General features: G+C 75.9%; 2 protein-coding genes and 2 pseudogenes. All 4 read right to left on the reverse strand.

Going from position 1 to position 3322, the window contains the following annotated elements; all coding sequences use genetic code 11:
* Positions 1-174: pseudogene (locus RB614_RS44140) on the reverse strand (NF041680 family putative transposase); the annotation flags it as partial.
* A 111-nt stretch (positions 175-285) separates the two neighbouring features.
* Complete coding sequence (locus tag RB614_RS44145; RefSeq protein WP_308718686.1) at positions 286-2412, reverse strand: bifunctional polysaccharide deacetylase/glycosyltransferase family 2 protein; 2127 nt, start codon at positions 2410-2412, stop codon at positions 286-288.
* 1 nt (position 2413) lies between these two features.
* Positions 2414-2818, reverse strand: coding sequence for a hypothetical protein (locus tag RB614_RS44150; RefSeq protein ID WP_308718687.1), 405 nt, complete (start codon positions 2816-2818; stop codon positions 2414-2416).
* Positions 2819-2829: 11 nt separating this feature from the next.
* A pseudogene (locus RB614_RS44155) lies at positions 2830-3322 on the reverse strand (hypothetical protein); the annotation flags it as partial.

The raw sequence follows: 3322 nt of genomic DNA on the forward strand, positions 1-3322 counted from the left end.
GGCCACCAACGACAACCCCACCAACGAGCGGACCGGCCCATCGGCGCACAGCACCGCGTCACACAACTCGAACAACGCATCCGCACGCCGCGACATACAGCCCAGCAACTCCTGCCGAAACCACGACAGGTCCCCGACCGCGTCACCCGGACGTCGATCATGCACACTGACCACAGACAGCCCTTGGATGTTGACGTTCTTCCCTCGACAAGAAGAATGATCAACCAAGGGCTGTCCACATGATCGACCGGGGTCCACACCCGACCGTCAAGGTTAAAGATCAAGCTAGCGGCGGGTCGGGACCTGGCTGGGGCCGGCGACCGCGCCGATGCGGACCATGCGGTGCCAGCGCAGCCGGCCGCCGGCCAGCGCCATCACGGTGGACTGGATGACCACCAGGTACATCAGCTGGCGGTAGACCACCTGCTGGAACGGCAGGCTCCACAGTGGACCGTACCGCTCCCGGTCGAGGCGGAGCGCGTACCCGGCGATCGCCATCTGCAGCAGCGTGAAGCCGGTCCACACGGCGGCCACCTTGACCGGCGGCAGGAAGAGCAGGCCGTAGAGGGCGTACACGTCCACCATGCAGGCGCACAGCGGCAGCGCCACCTGGAAGAGCAGCAGGTACGTCAGGCCGCGCCGGCCGAGGCGACCGGCGGCGCCCGGCTCGGCCAGCGCCCGCCGGTGCTTCCACATCGCCTGCATCGTGCCGTAGCACCAGCGGTACCGCTGCCGCCACAGCTGCTTGAGCGAGGCGGGCGCCTCGGTCCAGGCGACCGCGTCCGGGGCGTACACCACCCGCCAGCCGGCCCGGATCAGCGCCATCGTGAAGTCGGTGTCCTCGGCGAGCGTCTCGCTGGACACCCCGCCGACGTCGACCACCGCGGCCCGCCGGAACGCCCCGATCGCGCCCGGCACGGTGGGCATGCAGCGCAGCACGTCGAACATGCGGCGGTCGAGGTTGAACCCGATCACGTACTCCAGGTGCTGCCAGCGGCCGAGCAGGCCGCGCCGGTTGGCGACCTTGGTGTTGCCGGAGACCGCGCCGACGTCGGGGTCGCGCAGCGGCTGCACCAGTCGCCCCACCGCGTCCGGCTCGAAGACGGTGTCGCCGTCCACCAGCACGAGGATGTCGCCGCGGGCGTGGGCGATGCCGGTGTTGAGGGCGGCCGGCTTGCCGGCGTTGGCCTGGCGGACCACCCGTACCCCGGGCAGGCGCATCCGCTCGACGATGTCCGCGGTGCCGTCCGTGGAGCCGTCGTCGACGACGATGACCTCGACCCGCGGGTAGTCGCTGGCCAGCAGGGACCGTACGGTGGCGGCGATGTTGGCCGACTCGTTGTAGGCGGGTACGACGACGGAGACCGGACCCAGGTAGCGCAGCGGCTCGCGGGCGCGCCGCCCTACCCGCCGCACGTGCACCCGGGCGCAGGCCAGCTGGACGGCCAGGCGCACCGCCGAGAGCACCAGCGCGGCGACCATGAGCACGGTCAGCGCCCGGCTCAGCCAGGCACCGCCGGCCTGCGCCCAGCGCAGGGCGTGGCCGCGCATCCGCTCCCCGGCCGGCGCCCGCGCCGCGGGCGGCAGGTCCAGGGCCGCCGAGACGGTGGTGAAGCGGTACCCGCGGGCCTGGAGCCGGGGGATGAGCACGTCGAGCGCGGCCACGGTCTGCGCGCGGTCGCCGCCGGAGTCGTGCAGCATCACCACCGCGCCGCGGTCCTTGGCCGGCTGGGCGTTCGCCACGATCGCGTCGACGCCCGGGCGGCGCCAGTCCTCGGTGTCGAGGTCGGTGAGGACGACCAGGTGCCCGGCGCCGGCCGCCTGCCGCAGCGCGGTGTAGTCGGCGGCGGTGACCGCGTCCGGCTCCGCCGAGTACGGGGGGCGCATCAGGACGGGGGTGTTGCCGGTGGCGGCCGCGACGGCGTTGCGGGTGAGGGTCAGCTCCAGCCCGCGCCGCCACGCCGGGGTGCCGGCCAGCCACGCGTGGCTGAACGTGTGCGAGCCGATCTCGTGCCCCTCGGCCACCACCCGGCGGGCGAGCTCGGGGTGGGCGTTCACCTGCGAACCGACCTGGAAGAACGTGGCGTGCGCGCCGTACCGGGCGAGCACCTCCAGGATCCGTGGCGTCCACTGTGGATCGGGGCCGTCGTCGAAGGTCAGCGCGATCGTGCGGCGCGGCATCGAGCGGCTGGTGACGGTGCCGTCCGGGTCGATCCGCAGCACCGGCCCGGCCCCGGTCACCGCCTCCGGCGCCGGCCCGCTGGTGTCGGTGGTCGGATCGGGGCCGTCGCCCTCGGCGCCGGCGTGCGAGACGTACCCGTCGAGGCAGAGGCCGCCGAGCAGCACCAGCATGAACAGCCCGAGCAGCAGCCAGTGGGCGCGCGGCTCGCGCCGCCGTACGTGCAGCGACATGTCAGCTCGGCTTGACGGGCTTGCCGTTGCCGGGCGTGTGCGTCGGTACCCGGCGGTGGCTGCTCCCGCTCGGCGCGGGCGAGGCGACCGCCGCGGTCGTGGCCGGCGCGGGCGCCGGGGTGGCGGAGCGGCCGCCCGGCGCGGGCGCGGTGCCCGGCGGCGGCGCGGTGGAGCCGGGCCCGGCGGGCGGGCGGCTGGCCGTGGGACCCCCGCCCATCTGGCCGCCGGCCGGCTCGGGCAGGCTCGGCGGCCGGCCGGTGCCGGACCCGGTGAAGCCGGCCACCAGCAGCACGGCGGCCAGCGCCAGACCCAGCCCACCGGCCACGCCGGTGACCCGGACGAGGTGGCGGCGCCGGCCGCTGCGGTCCACGAAAACCGGCTTCGTCGGCCGGCGGCGTACGTGCATCGGTGGCGGTCCTACCCCTTCTTGCCGGGCGTGGGCGTCGGCCGGGCGGTTCCCCTGCCGGTGGGGTGGCCCGGCGTCGGCGGGGTGGCTCCGGGGTGCGGGGTCGCCGCCGGCGTGCCCTGCCCGTCCTGCGCCGCCAGCACGGCGGCGCAGAACGCGGGGATCCGGTCCTCGCCGCCGGCGGCCGCCGCCAGGTCGCGCATCGCCTCGGCCCGCATCGGTGTCCCGTTCGGGTTGCGGCGCTGGGCGTCCCAGGCCCGGCAGAGGCCGGCGACCGCGGCGCTCGTCGGGCTCAGCGTGTGCCCGTGGCCGGGTGGTGGCGTCCCGGCCGGGCCGCCGCGGGGGCCGCCGCCGGCGGTGGTGGGGTCGTCCGGTGGCGTGCCCGGCGCGGAGGCCGGGGCAGTGTCGGGCGGCCCGCCGGCGCCGGGGAGGTGGCCGGTCTCCGCGGCCAGCGCCACGGCCCCGACCAGCGTCGCGGCCGCCGCCACGGCCGCCGCGACGAGG

The sequence above is a fragment of the Phytohabitans maris genome, from assembly GCF_031085175.1.
GTDB lineage: Bacteria > Actinomycetota > Actinomycetes > Mycobacteriales > Micromonosporaceae > Phytohabitans > Phytohabitans maris.

What these genes read in the sequence shown, in the direction of transcription:
- RB614_RS44145 (WP_308718686.1), bottom strand. Translation starts at nt 2,412, where the DNA reads ATGTCGCTGCACGTACGGCGGCGCGAGCCGCGCGCCCACTGGCTGCTG.
- RB614_RS44150 (WP_308718687.1), bottom strand. Translation starts at nt 2,818, where the DNA reads ATGCACGTACGCCGCCGGCCGACGAAGCCGGTTTTCGTGGACCGCAGC.